Raw genomic sequence first — 20,494 nt, 5'->3', positions numbered from 1 at the left:
CCCCTTTCCTCTCGCCTCAGTCTATCCGCTCACACGCCCAGCCGCGTGCCCGCCAGCTGGCTTCTACCGGCGACAAAGTCCCGCGCGGCCAGCCGCTTGCCGCCGGCCGCCTGCAGCACGCTCAAGCGCACCAAGCCGGAGCCGCAGCCCACCAGCACGCCGTCCGCGTCCGCGGCGACGATCACGCCCGGCTCGGCCTGGCCAGCTTCGGCGCCGGCCATCCACAGTTTCAGCGCTTCGCCGGCCAGCAGCGTATGCGCGCCCGGCGCCGGGTTGTAGGCGCGGATGGCCCGGGCCACTTCTTCCGCCGGCAGGCTCCAGTCCACCAAGGCCTCGGCCTTGCTTAGCTTCTGCGCGTAAGTGACGCCCGCTTCCGGCTGCTTGAGCGGGGCGATCCCGTCCAGTCCGGCCAGCGTGGAGACGATGGCGCGCGCGCCTTCCACGGCCAGCTTATCGTGCAGCGTGGCGGTGGTTTCGTCGTCGGCGATGGCCACAGGATGGATGGACAGCATGTCGCCGGTGTCCAGGCCCACATCCATCTGCATGATGGTGATGCCGGTTTCGGCGTCGCCGGCCAGGATGGCGCGCTGTATCGGCGCCGCGCCGCGCCAGCGCGGCAGCAGCGAGGCGTGGATGTTCAGACAGCCGCGCGTCGGCATATCCAGCACCGCCTGCGGCAGGATCAGCCCGTAGGCGGCCACCACCATCAAGTCGGCGCCGATGTCGCGCAGCATCTGCTGCGCTTCGTCGTTGCGCAAGGACGCCGGCTGCTCCACGCGCAGGCCGTGCTCCAGCGCGACCGCCTTGACCGGGCTGGGCTTCAATTTCATGCCGCGGCCGGCCGGACGGTCCGGCTGGGTCAGCACCAGGGCGATTTCATGGCCGGCGGCGATCAACTCGCGCAGCGCGGCGGCGGCAAACTCCGGCGTACCGGCAAAGATCAATTTCATTCAAACCATTCCGGACGGGGCGCCCACGGCGCCGCGGTCACATATTCTGTTTTTCACGCTTTTTCAGCTTGGTCTTGATGCGGGTCTGCTTCATCTGCGACAGGTATTCTACGAATACCTTGCCGTCCAGATGGTCGATCTCGTGCTGGATGCAGATCGCCAGCAGGCCGTCGGCCTCCAGTTCGAACGGCTTGCCGTTGCGGTCCAGCGCGCGCACCTTGACGCGCTCGGCGCGAGTCACTTTGTCGTAAATGCCGGGCACGGACAGACAGCCTTCTTCATATTCCGTCTCGCCGTCCTTGCTCAGGATTTCCGGGTTGATGAACACGCGGCGTTCGTTCCGTTCCTCGGAAATGTCCATCACCACCAGGCGGTGGTGGAAATCGACCTGAGTCGCGGCCAGGCCGATGCCTTTGGCCTCGTACATGGTCTCGAACATATTATCGATCTGGATCTGCAAGGCCTCGTCGAAGACCTCCACCGGCTTGGCCACGGTGTGCAGCCGTTCATCCGGGTAATGCAAAATATTCAACAATGCCATCGGATTTAATGACTCCCCGTCGTTTCATTCACTCATCAAGTTGTCGTATCGCGATCGGCACGCCGATAATAGACATGTTCGAAACGCGATTCCTTGTATGCGGGCCACCCCCGCAGGTGTCCGTCCACCTTCATATTGGGGCATTTCCCATGCGTAAAAGCATTATATCCTTCGCCTTGGCCCTCGGGCTCGCCGCGCCCGCCTTCGCCGCCGATCTCCAGTTGAAGGCTGACGCGCCCAGCCGCTACACCGTGAAGCGCGGCGACACGCTGTGGAGCATTTCCGGACGCTATCTGAGCAGCCCCTGGAAATGGCCGCGTCTGTGGCGGATGAACCAGGGCGAAATCAAGAATCCGCACTGGATCTACCCGGGCGACGTGCTGGCGCTGGACTATGTGGACGGCCAGCCGCGGCTGTCGCTGGCGCGAGGCGCGCAGCGCGAAGTCAAACTCTCGCCGCAGGCCCGCGTCGAGACGCTGGATCAGGCGGTGGCCAGCATTCCCGCCTCGGCGATCGAGCCCTTCCTCAAACGGCCGCTGGTGGTGGACATGGCGCAGTTCCTGCAATCGCCCAAGCTGATCGCCGGACCGGAAGAACACCTCACCGTCGCCACCGGGGACCGCGTCTACGCCACCGGCGTCAACGAGGCCGGCACCTGGCAGGCTTACCGGCTGGGCAAGCCGCTGCTGGACCCGGACACCAAGAAGGTGCTGGGCGTAGAAGCGACCTACAGCGGCGACCTGACCGCAGACAAGCCCCAAGGCGACGTTCAGACGCTGAAAGTCAGAAACGTCAGCGAGGAAATTCTGGTGGGCGACCATCTGATGCGCGCGCCGCAGCAAAACTTCAACAACTACGCCCCGCATCCGGCCGACGCCCATCTGAGCGGCAAGGTGGTCTCGGTCTACAACGGCGTGGACGGCGCGGCCCAATACTCCACTATTGTACTCAATCTGGGCCAGTCGCAGGGCGTCGAAAACGGTCATGTGTTCGGCCTGTTCAAAAAAGGCCGCCCGCTGGAAATCAAGGATGAGCAGGGTAAGCGCATGGTGACGCTGCCGGCGGAGCGCGCCGGCAACGCCTTCGTCTACCGCGTGTTCGACAAAGTGTCCTACGCGCTGGTGCTGGACAGCCGCGGCCCGATCTACGTGGGCGATGGCGTGGCCAGCCCCGAGCAAGAATGAAGGCTCCGCCGCATGACTGGCTGTTGCTGGCGCTGACCCCCGGCATCGGTCCAGCCGGCTTTTTACGGCTGATCGACGCCTTCGGCGGCGCCGACGCCGCCTTGAACGCCAACAGCCGCCAGACCGAGCCCTTGATCGGCAAAGAAGCGGCCGAAGCCTTGCAGCGGCGCGAGGCCGCCGCCTCCGCCGAGGCGGCGCTGGAATGGGCGCAAACGCCGGGCTGCCAATTGCTGTCGCTGCTGGACGACGACTACCCGCCGCAGCTGGCCGAATCCAACTCGCCGCCGCCGCTGCTGTTCGCCCGCGGCCGGCGCGAGCTGCTGACCCAGCCCATGCTCGCCATCGTGGGCAGCCGCGCCGCCACCCCGCAGGGCAGGCAGAACGCGGAAAGCTTTTCCCGCGAACTGGCCGAACACGGCTATTGCATCGTCAGCGGCCTGGCCAGCGGCATCGACGCCGCCGCCCACCACGGCGCGCTCGGACAGCCGCCCGCCACCGTCGCCGTGGTCGGCACCGGCATAGACCGCGTCTACCCGGCCAGCAACCGCCAGCTGGCGCACCGCATCGCCGAGGAAGGCCTGATCCTGTCCGAGTTCGCGCTGGGCATGGGACCGCTGGCCGGCCATTTCCCGCGCCGCAACCGCATCATCGCCGGCCTCAGCCGCGGCTGTCTGGTGGCGGAGGCCAATATCGGCTCCGGCTCGCTGATCACCGCGCGGCTGGCGATGGAGAACAACCGCGAAGTGATGGCCATCCCCGGCTCCATCCACAATCCGCAGTCTCGCGGCTGTCACCGGCTGATCAAGGACGGCGCCAAACTGGTGGAAACCGTGGACGACGTGCTGGACGAAGTGGGCAGGCTGCAACGCAAACGCCCCAGCGCCAAGCCGGCGGCCCCCGCGGCGGAATCGCCGCTGCTTGAAGCCATGGGATTCGACCCCATCAGTATGGATGCGCTTTCGACCACGCTCGGGTTGACTGTGGGGGAGCTTTACGCGATGCTGCTCGAACTTGAGCTGGCCGGCCTGGTGGCCAGCCATCCCGGCGGGCTTTTTCAGCGCCTGAAACCGGGCTGAACCGCGCTAACCCGCACTTTAAGAAGATAGATTGATGTTTGACGTACTCGCCTTCCTGTTTGAACAATTCCGCGATCCGGACGCTTTCGGCGACCGCGGCGCGCTGATGCGCCAATTGGAGGCCGCCGGTTTCGAGGACGAGGAGATCAACGACGCGCTGGATTGGCTGGACGGCATCAGCGGTCTGGACGACAGCGGCTACGTCGGCGCCAACGAAGCCAGCGGCATGCGCGTTTACGCCGAAGACGAGCTGGAGCACCTGCCCGCCGACGTGCGCGGCCTGCTGCAGTTCCTGGAGGATCACGGCGCCTTGACGCCCGCGCAGCGCGAAATGGTCATCGACCGCCTGATGGAACTGCACGGCGACGACATCAACGTCGGCAGCGCCAAGCTGGTGGCCTTGATGGTGTTGTGGGCGCAACAGGCGGAACTGCCCATTCTGCTGGGCGAGGCGCTGTTGGATGCCGTGCATGGCGAACCCACCATGCAATGACTTGTCAGCCTCATGGAGCGGGCTTAACATGCCGCCCTTGGCCGCCGGTTCCGGCGGCCGATCCAAGAGCGCTCTTGCGCTCTTGTTTTATTTGACGAATATATTTTCTGTCGACGCGAAATTTTCAGGGTGAAGCCTTCATCCTCCTTGTCGACGGGAACGCAGCAGCCCACGCACGGGCCTGGCGCCCTTCTGCCGCGCGGCAGAAACGCCCGGTTCGGACGGATCGGCCGGCATGCCGGCGATTGCACATAGAAAAGATAATATGCCCACCAGTCTCTTGATCGTCGAATCGCCTTCCAAGGCGAAAACGCTGAAGAAATACCTAGGCCCTGACTTTGAAGTCCTGGCCTCCTACGGCCATGTGCGCGATCTGGTGCCCAAGAACGGCGCAGTGGACCCTGAAAAAGGGTTCGCGATGAAATACCAGCTGATCGCGCGCAACAGCAAACACGTCGACGCCATCGTCAAAGCGGTGGGCGACGCCGAACACATCTATCTGGCGACTGACCCGGACCGCGAAGGCGAGGCCATTTCCTGGCATCTGGTGCAGATCCTCAACGGCAAGAAGCTGCTGAAGAACAAGACCGCCCAGCGCGTGGTCTTCCACGAGATCACCAAGAACGCGGTGCTGGAAGCGATCCAGAACCCGCGCGAAATCGCGCAGAACCTGGTGGACGCACAGCAGACCCGCCGCGCGCTGGACTACCTGGTGGGCTTCAACCTGTCGCCGCTGCTGTGGAAGAAGATCCGCCGCGGCCTGTCCGCCGGTCGGGTTCAAAGCCCCGCGCTGCGGCTGATCTGCGAGCGCGAGAACGAAATCCGCGCCTTCGTCGAGCAGGAATACTGGTCTGTGCATCTGGACAGCCACAAGGGCCGCACCAAGTTCGGCGCCAAGCTGACCTCGATGGCCGGCAAGAAGCTGGAGCAGTTCGACATCCCCAACGAGGCCGAGCAGGCCAGCATACTGGCGCGGCTGGAAGGCCACCCGGCGGTGGTCAGCAGCATCGAGAAGAAAAAGAAATCTCGCAGCCCCGCCGCCCCGTTCACCACCTCCACGCTGCAGCAGGAAGCCGTGCGCAAGCTGGGCATGACCACCGACCGCACCATGCGCACCGCGCAGCAGCTGTACGAGGGCATAGACATCGGCCAGGGCACCGTCGGTCTGATCACCTATATGCGTACCGACTCGGTGGCGCTGGCGGGCGAGGCGGTGGAGGAGATCCGCGGCTATATCGGCCTGAAATTCGACGGCGACTACCTGCCCAAGAACCCGGTGGCCTACAAGAACAAGTCCAAGAACGCCCAGGAAGCGCACGAGGCGATCCGCCCCACGTCCATCCTGCGCACCCCGGACATGGTCAAGCCCTTCCTGACCTCGGATCAGTTCAAGCTCTACGACATGGTCTGGAAGCGGACGCTGGCTTGCCAGATGGCGCCGGCCAAGTTCGACACCACCAGCATCGACATCGCCGTCGGCGAAGGCGTTTTCCGCGCCACCGGCCAGGTGCAGACCTTCGCCGGCTTCCTCGCCGTGTATGAAGAAGACGTGGACGACGCCGAGGACGAGGACAATGCCAAGCTGCCGCTGCTGGACGAGGGCGAGACCCTGCCGGTGGACAAGCTCTACGGCACCCAGCACTTCACCCAGCCGCCGCCGCGTTATTCGGAAGCCTCGCTGGTGAAGGCCCTGGAAGAATTCGGCATCGGCCGGCCGTCCACTTACGCCAGCATCATCTCCACGCTGAAAGACCGCGAATACGTGGTGCTGGACAAGAAGCGCTTCCTGCCCACCGACACCGGCGACATCGTCAACAAATTCCTGACCGAGCACTTCGCGCAATACGTGGACTACAACTTCACCGCCAAGCTGGAAAACCAGCTGGATGAAGTGGCCAACGGCCAGCGCGAATGGGTGCCGGTGATGGACAGCTTCTGGAAGAACTTCTCCAAGCAGATCGCGGAGAAGGAGAGCATCTCCCGCGCCGAGGTCACCACCGAAAGCCTGGACGAAGCCTGTCCAAAATGCAGCAAGCCCTTGTCCATCAAGTTCGGCAAGCGCGGCCGCTTCATCGCCTGCACCGGTTATCCGGACTGCGATTACACCCGCAATATGGGCGAAACCGCCGAACAGGCTGCGGAAGAGGCGGAAGCGCCGACGGTGATCGAAGGCCGCAGCTGCCCGGAGTGCGGCGGCGAGCTGCACATCAAGAAGGGCCGCTACGGCAAGTTCATCGGCTGCGCCAACTACCCGAAGTGCAAGCACATCGAGCCGCTGGAAAAGCCGCGCGAAACCGGCGTGGAATGCCCGGAATGCAAGGCCGGCCAGCTAATCGAGCGCAAGAGCCGCTACGGCAAGCTGTTCTACAGCTGCAACACCTATCCCAAGTGCAAGTACGCCACCTGGAACCCGCCGGTGGCCGAGCCCTGCCCGAAGTGCAATTGGCCGATCCTGACCATCAAGACCACCAAGCGCCGCGGCACCGAGAAAGTCTGCCCGCAGAAGGAATGCGGCTATAGCGAGGTGATCGCGCCGCCGGAAGGCAAGGAAGCCGAGCCGGCTTAAGGGCTCCGCTTACGACAACAGCCCTGCGCGGGACACCGCGGCAGGGCTGTTTTCATTGAGGCCTCGCTTACGCTTGCGCCAAGCGCCGGATCACGCGGCCGGCGGCTCTGTGGGCCGGCGCGCCGCCTCGGCTTCGCGAATTTCCCTGCCCAGAAAGTAATTGAGCGCGGTGCGCAGCACCGCGATGGCGCCCAACTTGCCGATCTGGTCCCAACTGGGCGCCACCGCTGTGGACAGGATGTCGGCCGCCAATTGCAACTCCAGCGCCAGCGCCAGGAAGCGGGCGAAGCTGAGCCGCACCTGATTGTAATCGTCATGGTTGGCGCTGAGGCAGCGGCGAACATAGCGGACGCCCAGGGCCAGGATGCCGACGCCTATCACCAGCGCGCCCAGCGCTTCCACGCCCAACTTGAGCCAGAGCACGATGTTCAACACCCACTCCTCGACTCCGGATTCCACTGGCGACATCATCGGACGGCTCCCTCTGGGTTCAGGCAGCCGTCACCTTACCCGCTTCAGGCAAACAACACCAGACACCACACCGCGGTCAGATTGATCAGGCCCAGCAATTGAGCGGCGCTGCCCATGTCCTTGGCGCGCTTGGCCAGCGGATGCCGCTCCAGCGAGGTGTGGTCCACCGCCGCCTCGATCGCGGAGTTCAGCAATTCGATGATCAGCGTCACCAGCGAGCTGGCCACCAGCAAGGCGCGCTCCAGCGGCTGGGCATGGATGACGAAGGCCAGCGGGATCAGCACCGCCGCCAGCAGCACCAGCTGGCGGAAGGCGTCCTCATGCCGGAACGCCGCCTTGAGGCCGTCCAGCGAGTAGCCGAAGGCGTTGATCAGGCGGGTGATCCCGGTTTTGCCTTTGAACGGGCTTTCTTTCATTGCTAGATCCATGCGGTTGGGTCGTCGGAAACGGCATCGGATGGCGGCCGGCGCTCCAGCATGCCAGCTCAAGATGACGACAATAAAAATCAAAACGGCCGACGTTGCCGCCGGCCGTGTTTATAAAGTCGTCGCAAACCGTGTCAGTGCGGCTGGCAGCGCCGCTCCAAGGCGTCGATGTACAGGCCGGCGACCTTGATCTCGGTCTGGTCCATGATTTCGCGGAAGCAGGTGGGGCTGGTGACGTTAACCTCGGTCAGATAGTTGCCGATCACGTCCAGCCCGGCCAGCAGGATGCCGCGCTTTTTCAGCTCCGGCCCCACCGTTCTGGCGATTTCGCGATCGCGCTCGGTCAGCGGCCGCGCCTCGCCGCGACCGCCGGCGGCCAGATTGCCCCGGGTCTCCCCCGCCGCCGGAATGCGCGCCAGGCACCACTCCACCGGCTCGCCGTCTATCACCAGAATGCGCTTGTCGCCGTCGCGGATCTCCGGAATGTAGCGCTGCGCCATCACCGTGCGCTTGCCGCGCAGCGTGATGGTTTCAATGATCACAGACAGATTGGCGTCGTCCGGGCGCAGCCGGAAAATGCTGTCGCCGCCCATGCTGTCCAGCGGCTTCAGGATCACGTCCTGATGCTGGTTGATGAAGGCGCGCAGGCGGTGCGCCTCGCCGGTGATCAGCGTGGGCGCGGTCAGCTCCGGGAACTGCAGAATGGCCAGCTTCTCGTTGAAATCGCGCAGCGCCTGGCCGCTGGTGAACACCTTGGCCCCCTGCGCCTCCGCCAGCGTGAACAGCTGAGAGGCGTACAGGTATTCCATGTCGAAGGGCGGATCCTTGCGCATCACGGTGGCGCTGAAGGACTGCAGGGGCTGGCGATGCACTTCGCCCAGCTTGAACCAGGCCGGATGCTCGCCCTCGTACTGGCCGGTCAGGCTCAGATCGCGCGCGTCCACCAGCACGCGGCCGCCCTCCACCGACAATTGATGGGCCTGGGCGAAGCTCAGGGCATGGCCGCGCGCGGCGGCCTCCTGCATCATCGCGAAGGTGGTGTCCTTGTAAAGCTTGAAGTGATCCAGCGGATCGGCAATGAACAGGATGCGCATGATTATCGGTCCTCGCTTGGCTTGGCGGCGTCGCGCAGCATGCGTTCCATGCCGCTGCGCGCCGTTTGCATCATCTCGTCGGCCTGTGCGGCGACGGAAAGGAAAGTGGGCTCGTCGGCCCCATTATAGGAGCAGCCGAGGTAGCGCAGCGCTTCGCCCTGCTGCGGCGCGCCCAGCAGCGCCGCCAAGGGATTGGCGGACATCTCGTAGACGGACAGCATCGGCCCTTCCGCGCCGACGAAGCGGTAATACTGCTCCGTCGCCCGGATCGGCGCGCGTTTGAGCCGCAGCCGGGACGCGGCTTCGGCCATTGTCCAAGCGGACGGCAGCGGCACCGACACGAACTCCTTGTGCAACGCCAGCCGCGTCGTCTCCGCGCCGAACACCCGGATCGGCCGTTTCAGATCATAGGCGTAAACGCCCAGCGTGCTGGCCTGCTCGTTCTTGCGTATCCAGTCCGGCCCCTTGTCGAACACCACGTCCAGCAAGGCCGGCTGCAAGGCCTGGTAGCGCTCGAACGACGCGCACTGCACCAGTTCCTCCAGCGCCTGCGGCGTCAAGGCCTCGTCGGCGGCCGCCGAGGCCGTCGCCGCCAACAGCGCCAGGCTCAGCCAGGCTTTCATTCGTCCGCGTCCGGATCGGTGGCTTCCAGCTCCAGCGAGGCGGCCAGCAGCGCCAGCCGCGAAATCACGCCGTAGGCGTAGAAACGGTTGGGCGCGCAGTCCGGCGTGCCCTGCTTGTCCGGCAGGCAGGCGGTTTCGAACGAGAGCGGCACGAAGTGCATGCCCGGCGCGTTCAGGTTTTCATCGATGCCGCGGCCGGTGTGCACGCGATAGAAACCGCCGGTCACGTAGCGGTCCATCATGTAGACCACCGGCTCGGCCACCGCGTCCTCCACCGTTTCGAAGGTGTACACGCCCTCTTGCACGATGACCTCGGACACCTCCAGGCCTTCCTTGACCACCGACATCTTGTTGCGCGCCTTGCGGTTGAGGCCCAGCACCTCCTCCGGGCTCTTCACGCTCATCACGCCCATGCCGTAGGTGCCGGCGTCCGCCTTGACGATGACGAAGGGATCGTTGTCTATGCCGTATTCGCGGTATTTGACGCGAATCTTGTCCAGCATCCGCGACACCTCGTCCGCCAATTGCTCCTCGCCGGTGCGGGCGTGGAAATCCAGGCCGCTACAGCTGGCGAAATAGGGATTGATGGTCCAGGGATCGATGGAGATCAAACGCGCGAAGTCCTCGCACACCTTGTCGTAGGCGGCGAAGTGGTTGCTCTTGCGGCGCACCGCCCAGCCGGCGTGCAGCGGCGGCAGCAGGTTCTGCTCCAGGCCTTTGAGCAGGTCGGGAATGCCGCCGGACAAATCGTTGTTGAGCAGGACCACGCAGGGGTTGAAGCCGTCCGCCAGCACCAGGCGGTTGCCGCGGCGTTCGATGGGCTCCAAGCGCACGATGTCGCCGTTGGCCGATTGCAGCTCGGTCGGCTCGGTGATTTCCGGGTTCAGCGAGCCCAGGCGCACCTTGAGGCCGGCCTGCTCGAAAATATGCACCAGCGCGGCGATGTTCTGCAGGTAGAAGGTGTTGCGGGTGTGGTTTTCCGGTATCAGCAGCACGCTGCGCGCTTCCGGACACACTTTTTCCACCGCGCTTTGCGCGGCGTGGACCGCCAGCGGCAGAAAGTCGCGGTTCAGGTTGTTGTGGCCGCCGGGAAACAGGTTCATGTCCACCGGCGCCAGCTTGAAACCGCTGTTGCGCAGGTCCACCGAGCCGTAGAACGGCGCCGCGTGGTTATGCCACTGACTGCGGAACCAGTGTTCGATCTGAGGCTGGGCAGTCAGGATGCGGCTTTCCAGTTCGTAAAGCGGGCCGGTCAGTGCGGTTGCCAGATGCGGAACGGGCGGCATGGAATCCCCTTGGGTTTTCGAATTGAATTCGCTAATGGTGGGGGTGGCGCGGGATGAATTCAAGACTTGTTGTGTTGGGACCGTCAAAAAGCAAAGGACGCTTGCGCGTCCTTGTCGGTTTGGCCCGCGGGCCGCATCGTCACAACGGCCAGGGTTCGCCGTAAGCCTGCTGATACAAGTCCTTCAGCGAGTCCCAGTCGAAGAAGTGATTCTGGCAGCCCGGCGTGGTGACCTTGATCGCGCCGATCACATTGGCCAGACGGCCGGTGATCTTCCAGTCCAGGCCGCGGCTGATGCCATAGAGCAGGCCGGCGCGGAAAGCGTCGCCGCAGCCCATCGGGTCCACCGGCTTGATCGGCATTTGCACGCGCGGGATCAGGTGCACGGTGTCGCCGACGTAAATCTCCGCGCCCTTGGAGCCACGGGTGACGATCAGCGCCTCCACCTTTTTGCGCAAGTCCTCCACCGACAGGCCGGCGCGTTCGCGCATCAGCTCGCTCTCGTAGTCGTTGATGGCCACATAGCTGGCCAGTTCGACGATCTCGTGGATCTCGTCGCGCGACAGCAGCGGCAGCTCCTGGCCCGGATCGAAGATGAAGGGAATGCCGGCCGCGGCCAATTCCTTGGAATGCTGCAGGAAGGCGCTGTAGCCGCCGGGCGACAGAATCGCCAGTTCGATCGGCCCCGGAATATCCGATATGTGGTTTTCGGTGGCAAAATCCATGGCGCCGGGATGGAAGGCCATCAATTGATTGCCATCCTTGTCGGCGATGCCGAAGCACTGCGAGGTATACTGCTTGCGGATCAAGCGAATGAAGCGGTCGTCCACGCCGGCGCGTTTCAGATGTTGGCGATACGGCTCGAAATCCTCACCCACCACGCCCATGACGATGGGGGTTTCGCCCAACAGACACAGGCTGTAGGCGATATTGCCGGCCATGCCGCCGAATTCGCGGCGCATGGTCGGGGCCAGGAAGGTCGTGGAAATTTTGTGCAGCTGATCCGGCAGGATCTGGCTGTCAAAACGGCCATGAAACGAGAACAGGGTATCGTATGCGAGGGCCCCGCAGACGAGGATAGACATGCCCACTCCGCAAAAAGGTCAATCGACCATTTTAACATGAAACATTTGTTTGGTTCACGTCGAGAACTTTGACCTTGTCGGATATCCAATACACTTCAAACACCTACCGGAAGCTCAACAAGATGCTGAAACGACTGCTCGCCCCCGCGCTGATCGCGCTGCTGCCGCTCTCCGCCATGGCCGCGCCCACGCTGGAACAAACCCATTTCACCAAGCTGCAAGGCGGCGACGCCACCATCACCGCCTATAAGGGCAAGGTCACGGTGCTGAATTTCTGGGCCACCTGGTGCGGGCCTTGCCGCGAGGAAATGCCGATGCTGAACCGCCTGCGCGCCAAGCTGGCGCCCAAGGGCGTGGAAGTGGTGGGCGTGGCGCTGGACAATAAGGAAGAAGTCAGCGCCTTCGTCGGCCAGCTAAAGATAAGCTATCCCATCCTGCTGGGCGACAGCGACACGCTGAACCTGATGCGCAGCCTGGGCAACGCCACCGGCGGCCTGCCTTACACCCTGATCCTGGACCGCAAGGGCAAGATCGCCGCCAAGCTCACCGGCCTCTTGGACGAGAAAAAACTGGAAGCGGCGATCAAAGCCCAGTTGTAAACCGCTCGGCGACGGCCATTGACGCCGGCCGCCGCCCAAGCCTCCTCAGCGGCCGGCTCTGCGCCGGCTCACTTCCGCCGCCAAGGCCTCGGCCTCCGCCGGCAAGGCCTGCGCCACATGCCAATAACGCCGGCAATCCGGCGTCCGCCCCAGCAAGCCCTGCTCCACCAGCTCGCGCCGCAGCAACACATGGTCGCCAAAGGCTTCTTCGGCGCGGATCAAGGCGTTCGCCTCCGGCTCGGACCACTGCTCCCCGCCCGGCAGGCTGGCCCACAAGACCCACAGGCAGACGCGCTGTTCGCTGAATTTCTTAGGCCAGCGCGTCAAGCGCCCCTCGGCGTCGTAATGACGCAACAGCCGCGTCGTCGCCGCGGACAGGCCGGCCGGCGGCGCCGGACGTTCGCATTCCGCCCGCCAGTGCTGGAAGTTCTGGAAGCCGGCGGAACGCGCCAGCATATTGAGGATGTGCACATGGCTGGGCGGAGCGCTTTCCTGCGCCCATTGCTGTTTGAGCGAACGCGCCAGCGCGGAGATGTCGCTGCAATAAAAGGGATAAAGCGTACGAGACATGGTTCGAATCCTGTCGTCGTGCCAAGGTCGGGAGGGACTGCCGCGGTCGCCGTTACGGCCTGGCACGGGTTCGAGCCAAGCGGGTTGAATCTAGCCAAGACAGGTTTAGCGTGGTGAAGGCACCGGCGACGCCTGGGTGAACTGTTGACCCGCGACGATGCTAACACCGCGCCGTCCACTTGCAAAGCGCGCGGGCATGAAAAAAGCCGACGCTCACGCGTCGGCTTTGGGCCCTGCGGCTACCGGATCACTCCAGGCGGCCGTGGCACTGCTTGTACTTCTTGCCGCTGCCGCATGGGCAGGCGTCGTTGCGGCCGATGCGCAGGCCCTGCGCCGCCAGCGCGTCCGGGGACAGAGGATTGTCCTCGTCCTCGCCCAGCGCCGAACCCGGCGCGGCGTGCTGCATTTCGTACTCGCCCACCTGATGCGGCTCCACCGCGTCCACGTCCTCCTGGCTGCGAATCTGCACCGTCATCAGCACATTAACCACGCTGCGCTTGATGCGCTCCAGCATGTCGGCGAACAGCTCGAAGGCTTCGCGCTTGTATTCCTGCTTGGGGTTCTTCTGCGCGTAACCGCGCAGGTGGATGCCCTGGCGCAGGTGATCCATCGCCGCCAGATGTTCGCGCCAGTGATTGTCCAGCATCTGCAGCACCAGGCTGCGCTCGAACTGGCGCATCACGCCGTCGCCGGCCAGCTCCACCTTGGCCTGATAGGTCTCGGCGGCTTGCTCGATGATGCGTTCGCGGATGCTTTCGATGTCCAGCGCCGGCTCGGCCTTCAGCCATTCGCTGACCTTGATCGGCAGCAGGAATTCGGCTTCCAGCGTTTTCTCCAGGCCCGGCAGATCCCACTGTTCTTCCATGGATTCCGGCGGCAGGTGCAGGTCCACCAGGTCGGACAACACGCCTTCGCGCATATTGACCACCACGTCGGACACATCGCTTTCCACCAGGATTTCATTGCGCTGCTGGTAGATCACCTTGCGCTGGTCGTTGGCGACGTCGTCGTATTCCAGCAATTGCTTGCGGATGTCGAAGTTGCGGCCTTCCACCTTGCGCTGGGCGTTCTCGATGGAGCGGGACACCCACGGGTGCTCGATCGCCTCGCCTTCCGGCATTTTCAGGCGGTCCATGATCGCGGCGACGCGATCGGAGGCGAAAATGCGCAGCAGCGGGTCTTCCAGGCACAGGTAGAAACGGGAGGAGCCCGGGTCGCCCTGACGGCCGGAACGGCCGCGCAGCTGGTTGTCTATACGGCGCGATTCATGGCGCTCGGTGCCCACGATGTGCAGGCCGCCGGCGGCCAGCACCTGATCGTGCACCACTTGCCAATCGGCGCGGATCTTCTCGATGCGCGCGCGCTTCTCCTCGGCGGACAAGCTGTCGTCGGATTCGACGCCCTTGATCTCCGGCTCCGGATTGCCGCCCAGCACGATGTCGGTGCCGCGGCCGGCCATATTGGTGGCCACGGTGATCACGCCGGGGCTGCCGGCCTGCACCACGATGTCGGCTTCGCGCGCGTGTTCCTTGGCGTTCAGCACATTGTGCGGCAGCTTGGCCTTTTGCAGCAGATTGGCGATCAGTTCGGAGTTTTCAATGCTGGTGGTGCCCACCAGCACCGGCTGGCCGCGCTCGTGGCAGTCCTTGATGTCGGCCAGGATGGCGTCGTACTTCTCCTTGGCGGAGCGGTAGACCTTGTCCTGCGCGTCCTTGCGGACCATGGGCCGGTTGGTCGGGATCACCACGGTTTCCAGGCCGTAAATGCTCTGGAATTCGTAAGCTTCGGTGTCGGCGGTGCCGGTCATGCCGGCCAGCTTGCCGTACAGACGGAAGTAGTTCTGGAAGGTGATCGAGGCCAGCGTCTGGTTCTCGCGGTTGATCTCCACGCCTTCCTTGGCTTCCACCGCCTGGTGCAGGCCTTCGGACCAGCGGCGGCCGGACATCAGGCGGCCGGTGAATTCGTCCACGATCACCACTTCGCCGTCCTGCACCACATAGTGCTGGTCCTTGTGGAACAGCGAGTGGGCGCGCAGAGCGGCCATCAGATGGTGCATCAGCGTGATGTTGGTGGCGGAATACAGGCTGTCGCCTTCCTTCAGCAGGCCCAGACGGGTCAAGATTTCTTCGCTGTGCTCGTGGCCCGCTTCGGACATCATTACCGAGTTGGCTTTCTCGTCCACCCAGTAATCGCCCTCGCCCTCTTCGGTTTCCTGGCGCTTCAGCATCGGCGGCACCGCGTTCATGCGCTGGTACATGTCGATATTGTCGTCGGCCGGGCCGGAGATGATCAGCGGGGTGCGCGCTTCGTCGATCAGGATGGAGTCCACCTCGTCGATCACCGCGTAGGCCAGCTTGCGCTGCACCTTCTCTTCCACGCTGAACACCATATTGTCGCGCAGATAGTCGAAGCCGAATTCGTTGTTGGTGCCGTAAGTGATGTCGCAGGCGTAGGCGCTCTGCTTCTCGTCGTGCGGCATCTGGGACAGGTTGACGCCCACGGAAAGGCCGAGGAAGTTGTACAGCTTGGCCATGATGCCGGCGTCGCGGCTGGCCAGGTAGTCGTTGACGGTGACGACGTGCACGCCGTCGCCGGTCAGCGCGTTCAGATAGGACGGCAGCGTGGCCACCAGGGTCTTGCCCTCGCCGGTGCGCATCTCGGCGATCTTGCCGTAGTGCAACACCATGCCGCCGATCAGCTGCACGTCGAAATGGCGCATGCCCAGTACCCGGCGCGAGGCTTCGCGGCACACCGCGAAGGCTTCCGGCAACAGGCCGTCCACCGTCTCGCCCTTGGCCAGACGTTGCTTGAACTCATCGGTTTTGGCCGCCAAAGCCTCGTCGGACAACGCTTTCAAGCCCTCTTCCAGAGCATTGATGCGCACCACCGTCTGGTGGAATTGCTTCAGAAGCCGGTCATTGCGGCTGCCGAATACTTTTTTAAGCAAAGAAGAAATCATGTAATCGAATCCAGAGACCAGCGGGCTGTTTAGGTAAGGTGTCCGCAAAAATGCCTGAAAGTGTAGCACATTAGCAGTCTTATTTTATGGGGGCGCGCTTGCGCTGTATCAAGGGGGCAGGCGCTGCGCGCGGCCTTTATTTTCCTCCGCGCCCGGCCGCCGCCGGATGCACGCGCGAAAACCGCCCGCCGCGGCGCGGCCGCGTCCCAAAGCGCGCCGCCCCGGCGCGGCGCTGGCGGGCGGAAGCGGATCAAACTCAAACAAGTGTTGGTTTTAACCCACGTTTTCCGGGCCAATTCGAGCAAACACTCAATTAAATTGACACCCGCTGTCATGCCACTTTAATAATCCCCTCAAACAATAGCGCCTTTCCGACAAGGGCCGCCCACGGCCCGATTCAGACACAAGCACGCAGGACAATAGAGGGGAGACATCGATGGATCGCAGACAGTTTCTGAAGTGGAGCGGCTTCTTGACCGCCTCCGTCGCCGCCGGCGGCTTGAGCGCATGCGGCGGCGGGGGCGCGGGCAGCCTGCCCGGAGGCTCCGGCGCCGCGATCGGCGTCAACGGCAGCGGCTTTAGCCAGGGCGTGGCCTCAGGCGACCCCAAGCCGGACAGCATCGTGTTGTGGACCCGTGTCGACGGCGGCGACGGCAGCCAGAACGTCAAAGTCACGCTGCAATTGTCCGACCGCGCGGACTTCTCCACCCTGCTGGTGAACGTGGCGCTCAGCGCCCAGCCTGACTGGGACTACACCATACGCCACAAGGTCACCGGCCTTGGCAGCGCCGCCACCTACTACTACCGCTTCCTCACCGGCCCGGCGGTCAGCATGACCGGCCGCACCAAGACCGCGCCGGCCGCCGGCGCGCCGCTGTCCCAGCTCAAGTTCGCCTTCATTTCCTGTCAGGACTGGAGCGTCAACCACTGGGGCACTTTCGAGGAATTGGCCAATCAGGACCTGGACTTCATCGTCCATCTGGGCGACTACATCTACGAAACCGTCGGCGCCGGCTTCCAGAGCGGCGGCAACGAAACCCGCCACCCGGCGCTGAGCCTGCCCAACGGCACCCTGCGCGCCGACGGCGCCCGCTACGCCACCACGCTGGCGGACTATCGCGCGCTGTACAAGTCCTACCGCAACGACGCACGCCTGCAAAAGCTGCACGCCAGCTTCCCGATGATTGCGATCTGGGACGACCACGAGTTTTCCGACGACTGCTGGCAGGACCGCCAGGAATACACCGCCACCGACGACAGCTCGCCGCAAACCGCGCGCCGCCGCAGCGCCAGCCAGGCCTGGTTCGAAAACATGCCGGCCGACGTACGGCTGGACTTGAACAACCCCTCGTTCCAGAACATCCAGATCTACCGCAGCTTCACCTTCGGCGATCTGGCCACCCTGGTGATGACCGACGAGCGCCTGTACCGCAGCGACCACATCATCCCGGAGACCCAGGCCGGCGGCGAAATCGGCAGCCGCTACTTCGTGCAGAAAAACACCCTGGCCCAGGTGGAAGCCGTCAAGATGGCCTCCACCGGCGGCAATCTACTCAATGTCTCCATCCTGGGCGAGACGCAGCGCGCCTGGTGGCAGACTCAGATGAAATCCGCCGCCACCACCTGGAAGCTGTGGGGCAATGAAGTCTCGCTGCTGCGCATGGGCTTTGACGGCACCGTCGCGGTGGCCTCGCTGCTGACCCAGGGCCTGGCGCCGCAGCTGGCCGGCATGGGCCTGACGCTGACCCAGCCGCAGATCGCCCAGCTGCAAGGCGCGCTCTATCTGGACCTGGCCGCCGCCAACACCAGCGGCTCCACGCCCGTGGTCAGCTACGCCAACACCCAGCCGCTGTTGAACACTCTCAGCGGCGGCGCGATCTCCGCCGGCGTGTTCAACGCCGCCATCAAGCCCGGCCTGGACGCCAGCCTGCCGCCGTCGATGTTCTTCGATAAATTCATCCTCAACGCCGATCAATGGGACGGCTACAACGCCGAACGCAAAGCGCTGATGGCCTATCTGAAAGCCCAGGGCATCGCCAATGTGGTGGCGCTCACCGGCGACATCCACGCCTTCTTCGCCGGCCCGGTGATGGACGACTACGACGCCGCCAGCCCCGCACCGGTGATGGTGGACCTGGTCACCGCCGGCGTATCCAGCAACTCGCTGTTCAGCTATTTCAAAAACGTGGTGGACACCGTGCCGGCCTTCTCCAAGGCCAAACCGCTGATCTACACCACGGTCAGCGGCCAGGTGGTCAACACCTTCACCAACACCCTGCAAAGCTTCAACAGCTGGCTCAAATACGTGGACAGCGACGCCCAGGGTTACGCCTTGGTCACGCTGACACCGGCCAAACTCAGCTGCGCCTTCCACAAGGTGGGCGCGCTGAACGGCGGCGCGGCGCCCAGCCCGGCCACCGCCAGCGTCAAAACCGTGGAAGTGGCGGCCGGCAGCCCCGCCGTCAACGTCTTGTAAGCATTGGCGCCGCCGCCCGCTCGGAACGCCGGGAGCGGGTGGCGAAACGCCACTCAGTTTCAAACAGTACAATCCGTCACAAAAGCCCAACAAATCTGCGGCGCCGGTAACATTCCCGTCCACGCAACTCTGCTAGTATCCAGCGCCTACGCCACGCGCATTTTCCCGCCGCAAACCAGCCTCCGCGACAGCCCGCCGTCCCTGATGCTGGCCTATGCTGTGAAGGCAGGCGGGCCGATCCCGGCCGCGCGTCGCGCCGCAACCCCAGATCGTCGGGCCGGCTTTCCGCCGCAACTCCGCCCGGACAAAACAGACTACACACCGCCGGCGTCGGCGGCGATAAACCGGAGAGGCCCGATGACAGCCGTTGTCCGCCATTTCATGCCCGCCACGGCCAAGCGGCTGATTCCCAACCGCTGGGACCTGATCGCGTTTCCGCTCCTGCTCGGCTTCCTGCTGATGGCCACCACCGGCATCCGCGAAACCTGGGCGCCGCTGACCGCGCTGCAAACCGTTCCCATCACGCTGGACCCGGCCAATCTGCCGGAATACGCGCTGCGCACCACGCTGCGCATGCTGGCCGCCATGGCCGCCGCGCTGGTCTTCACGCTGATCTACGGCACGCTGGCGGCCAAGAGCCGCCGCGCCGGCCTGCTGCTGGTGCCCATGCTGGACATCCTTCAATCAGTGCCGGTGCTGGGCTATATCTCCTTCACCGTCACCTTCTTCCTGGCGCTGTTTCCCGGCCGGGTGCTGGGCGCGGAGTTCGCCGCCATCTTCGCCATCTTCACAAGCCAGGCCTGGAACATGACCTTCAGCTTCTACCAATCGCTGCGCACCGTGCCGCGCGATCTGGAGGAAGTCTCCGTCAATCTGCGGCTGACGCCGTGGCAGAAGTTCTGGAAGCTGGAAGTGCCGTTCTCCATGCCCGGCATGATCTGGAACATGATGATGAGCATGTCCGGCGGCTGGTTCTTCGTGGTGGCCTCGGAAGCCATCACCGTCGGCGACAAGACCGTCACCCTGCCCGGCGTCGGCTCCTATCTGGCCATGGCCATCCAGCACAAGGATCTGGCCGCGGTGGGCTGGGTGATCCTGACCATGACCGTGGTCATCGTCGTCTACGACCAGTTCCTGTTCCGCCCCATGGTGGCTTGGGCCGACAAATTCCGCCTGGAAGACACCTCCAGCCAATCCGCGCCGGAGTCCTGGGTGCTCAAGCTGATCCAGCGCACCCGCGCCATCCAGCTGCTGCTCAAGCCCTTTGGCAAACTGCTGCGCAAAGCCGCCCGGCTGCGCCTCAACTACAGCCTGCCGCAAGGCCTGCATTCGGAGGCGCAAACGCCGGTGTCGCGCGGCATCGACGTGGTCTGGTGGCTGCTGGTGGCGGCGCTGGGCCTGCTGGCCAGCTGGAAGCTGCTGACCTTCATCCATACCGAAGTGGGCCCGGCCGAAGTGCTGCGCGTGCTGGGCCTGGGCCTGATCACCCTGCTGCGGGTCACCTTGCTGATCCTGCTGGCCTCGCTGATCTGGGTGCCGCTGGGCGTGCACATCGGCCTGCGCCCGGCGCTGGCGGAAAAAATCCAGCCGCTGGCCCAGTTCCTCGCCGCCTTCCCGGCCAATCTGCTGTTCCCGGTGTTCGTGGTCTTCATCGTCCACTTCAAGCTCAATCCGGATATCTGGCTGTCGCCGCTGATCGTGCTGGGCACCCAGTGGTACATCCTGTTCAACGTGGTGGCCGGCGCCAGCGCCTTCCCCAACGATTTTCGCGAAGCCGCGGCCAATTTCCGCATCCGCGGCTGGCAATGGTGGCGGCAAGTGATGCTGCCCGGCATCTTCCCCTACTACGTCACCGGCGCGATAACGGCGTCGGGCGGAGCCTGGAACGCCAGCATCGTGTCCGAATACGTGTCCTGGGGCGACGACAAACTGGCCGCCCACGGCCTGGGCGCCTATATCGCCCAGACCACCGCCGCCGGCGACTACCCCAAGATCCTGCTCGGCATCGCCGTGATGTCCATCTTCGTCGTTCTGTTCAACCGCCTGCTGTGGCGTCCGCTGTACGCCATCGCCGAAAACAAACTCCGTCTCAGCTAA

17 protein-coding genes are annotated in these 20,494 nt (G+C 64.2%); 7 read left to right on the top strand and 10 right to left on the bottom strand.

Translation table 11 applies throughout. The annotated features are described in order from the left end of the window. Nucleotides 1–29: 29 nt before the first annotated feature. Together fmt and def are read right to left on the bottom strand one after the other, a co-directional pair. A complete protein-coding gene (gene fmt, locus JC616_RS02185; protein WP_227106516.1) occupies nucleotides 30–950 on the bottom strand; it encodes a methionyl-tRNA formyltransferase in 921 nt (306 codons plus the stop codon). A 37-nt stretch (nucleotides 951–987) separates the two neighbouring features. Then, complete coding sequence (def, locus tag JC616_RS02180) at nucleotides 988–1,491, bottom strand: peptide deformylase (RefSeq protein WP_107797869.1); 504 nt, start codon at nucleotides 1,489–1,491, stop codon at nucleotides 988–990. A 149-nt stretch (nucleotides 1,492–1,640) separates the two neighbouring features. On the opposite strand from def, the gene JC616_RS02175 reads away from it, so the two are divergent. The 4 genes from JC616_RS02175 (at nucleotide 1,641) to topA (ending at nucleotide 6,810) form a co-directional block, all read left to right on the top strand. Beyond that, the gene (locus JC616_RS02175; RefSeq protein ID WP_227106514.1) at nucleotides 1,641–2,675 is read left to right on the top strand and encodes a LysM peptidoglycan-binding domain-containing protein; all 1,035 of its coding nucleotides are present in this window, start codon (nucleotides 1,641–1,643) and stop codon (nucleotides 2,673–2,675) included. Then, nucleotides 2,672–3,751: a DNA-processing protein DprA gene (gene dprA / locus JC616_RS02170; RefSeq protein ID WP_107797867.1), complete on the top strand. Its 1,080-nt coding sequence runs from the start codon at nucleotides 2,672–2,674 to the stop codon at nucleotides 3,749–3,751. Before JC616_RS02175 ends, dprA begins: the two co-directional genes overlap by 4 nt. A 34-nt stretch (nucleotides 3,752–3,785) precedes the next feature. Continuing rightward, a complete protein-coding gene (locus tag JC616_RS02165) occupies nucleotides 3,786–4,244 on the top strand; it encodes a DUF494 family protein (protein ID WP_048413521.1) in 459 nt (152 codons plus the stop codon). A 265-nt stretch (nucleotides 4,245–4,509) separates the two neighbouring features. Further along, nucleotides 4,510–6,810: a type I DNA topoisomerase gene (gene topA, locus JC616_RS02160; RefSeq protein WP_227106512.1), complete on the top strand. Its 2,301-nt coding sequence runs from the start codon at nucleotides 4,510–4,512 to the stop codon at nucleotides 6,808–6,810. Nucleotides 6,811–6,900: 90 nt separating this feature from the next. Here topA and JC616_RS02155 read toward each other — a convergent pair whose 3' ends face one another. From JC616_RS02155 to JC616_RS02130, 6 genes are all read right to left on the bottom strand, one after another. After that, a complete protein-coding gene (locus tag JC616_RS02155; RefSeq protein WP_107797865.1) occupies nucleotides 6,901–7,281 on the bottom strand; it encodes a DUF1622 domain-containing protein in 381 nt (126 codons plus the stop codon). Nucleotides 7,282–7,325: 44 nt separating this feature from the next. Further along, complete coding sequence (locus JC616_RS02150; protein WP_227106510.1) at nucleotides 7,326–7,697, bottom strand: diacylglycerol kinase; 372 nt, start codon at nucleotides 7,695–7,697, stop codon at nucleotides 7,326–7,328. Nucleotides 7,698–7,840: 143 nt separating this feature from the next. Further along, nucleotides 7,841–8,800 carry a glutathione synthase gene (gshB, locus tag JC616_RS02145; RefSeq protein ID WP_107797863.1) on the bottom strand — a complete coding sequence of 320 codons (960 nt, stop codon included), beginning with the start codon at nucleotides 8,798–8,800 and terminating at the stop codon, nucleotides 7,841–7,843. A gap of 2 nt (nucleotides 8,801–8,802) precedes the next feature. Then, nucleotides 8,803–9,423, bottom strand: coding sequence for a hypothetical protein (locus tag JC616_RS02140; protein WP_107797862.1), 621 nt, complete (start codon nucleotides 9,421–9,423; stop codon nucleotides 8,803–8,805). Continuing rightward, on the bottom strand, nucleotides 9,420–10,709 hold the full coding sequence (gene gshA / locus JC616_RS02135) for a glutamate--cysteine ligase (RefSeq protein WP_227106507.1): 1,290 nt from the start codon (nucleotides 10,707–10,709) through the stop codon (nucleotides 9,420–9,422). Before gshA ends, JC616_RS02140 begins: the two co-directional genes overlap by 4 nt. 139 nt (nucleotides 10,710–10,848) lie before the next feature. Next, nucleotides 10,849–11,793 (bottom strand): carbohydrate kinase family protein, encoded by a 945-nt coding sequence (locus JC616_RS02130; RefSeq protein ID WP_107797860.1) that lies wholly within the window; start codon nucleotides 11,791–11,793, stop codon nucleotides 10,849–10,851. 122 nt (nucleotides 11,794–11,915) lie between these two features. Here JC616_RS02130 and JC616_RS02125 point away from each other — a divergent pair, with 122 nt between their 5' ends. Beyond that, entirely contained in the window at nucleotides 11,916–12,392 is a 477-nt protein-coding gene (locus JC616_RS02125; RefSeq protein WP_227106505.1) for a TlpA family protein disulfide reductase, read from the top strand. A gap of 45 nt (nucleotides 12,393–12,437) precedes the next feature. On the opposite strand, the gene JC616_RS02120 is transcribed toward JC616_RS02125, so the two are convergent. Next, on the bottom strand, nucleotides 12,438–12,962 hold the full coding sequence (locus JC616_RS02120) for a DUF2087 domain-containing protein (protein WP_227106504.1): 525 nt from the start codon (nucleotides 12,960–12,962) through the stop codon (nucleotides 12,438–12,440). A 247-nt stretch (nucleotides 12,963–13,209) separates the two neighbouring features. After that, complete coding sequence (secA, locus tag JC616_RS02115) at nucleotides 13,210–15,921, bottom strand: preprotein translocase subunit SecA (protein ID WP_227106503.1); 2,712 nt, start codon at nucleotides 15,919–15,921, stop codon at nucleotides 13,210–13,212. Between the two features lie 436 nt (nucleotides 15,922–16,357). Here secA and JC616_RS02110 point away from each other — a divergent pair, with 436 nt between their 5' ends. Then, nucleotides 16,358–18,397 (top strand): alkaline phosphatase D family protein, encoded by a 2,040-nt coding sequence (locus JC616_RS02110; protein ID WP_227106502.1) that lies wholly within the window; start codon nucleotides 16,358–16,360, stop codon nucleotides 18,395–18,397. 357 nt (nucleotides 18,398–18,754) lie between these two features. After that, the gene (locus tag JC616_RS02105; protein WP_227106501.1) at nucleotides 18,755–20,494 is read left to right on the top strand and encodes an ABC transporter permease; all 1,740 of its coding nucleotides are present in this window, start codon (nucleotides 18,755–18,757) and stop codon (nucleotides 20,492–20,494) included.

Source organism: Chromobacterium rhizoryzae, from assembly GCF_020544465.1.
In the GTDB taxonomy this organism is placed as follows: Bacteria; Pseudomonadota; Gammaproteobacteria; order Burkholderiales; family Chromobacteriaceae; genus Chromobacterium.
Note: the sequence above shows the minus strand (reverse complement) of the source record. Positions and strands in the feature narration are given on the sequence as shown.